The 401-nt window shown below is 38.9% G+C and carries 1 pseudogene; it reads left to right on the top strand.

From position 1 onward, the window contains the following. Nucleotides 1-171: pseudogene (locus BFP75_RS19040) on the top strand (IS66 family transposase); the annotation flags it as partial. Nucleotides 172-401 lie beyond the last annotated feature (230 nt).

The following is a 401-nucleotide window of genomic DNA, read 5'->3' as shown; positions in this document are numbered from 1 at the left end:
GCGATTCGAAATGTCAAGGTAAAACAAAAAATATCGGGCCAGTTCAAAAACCCCAGAAATGCTCAGAATTTTGCCAAAATCCGATCCGTAATCGATACCACCATCAAAAACGGAATGAACGTGATTCAAGCATTGAACCTAATCGCTAAATTTGAATTTCAAGTAGACTGATTAGTTACAGAATTTTAAAATTAAGTAAATAAATAAAAAACACTAACCACAACAATGGTAACCGTTGCACAAGATATTAATCCGTGAAAAAATGGATCCGTACAAGCCTCTTTACGGGGCTTTTTTTGGTCCGCCTTAGATTGGCAGCGCTAATCTTGGATGCCTTACAAAAGCACCGAACAACGGTTCAAGGGCACTTTTGGCCCATCTTGCCAAAGCTGGTGTCATTA

The sequence above is a fragment of the Maribacter sp. 4G9 genome (genome assembly GCF_002742265.1).
Taxonomy (GTDB): domain Bacteria; phylum Bacteroidota; class Bacteroidia; order Flavobacteriales; family Flavobacteriaceae; genus Maribacter.
The sequence above is the reverse complement of the archived record's forward strand: the minus strand, read 5'-3'. Positions and strand labels throughout refer to the sequence as shown.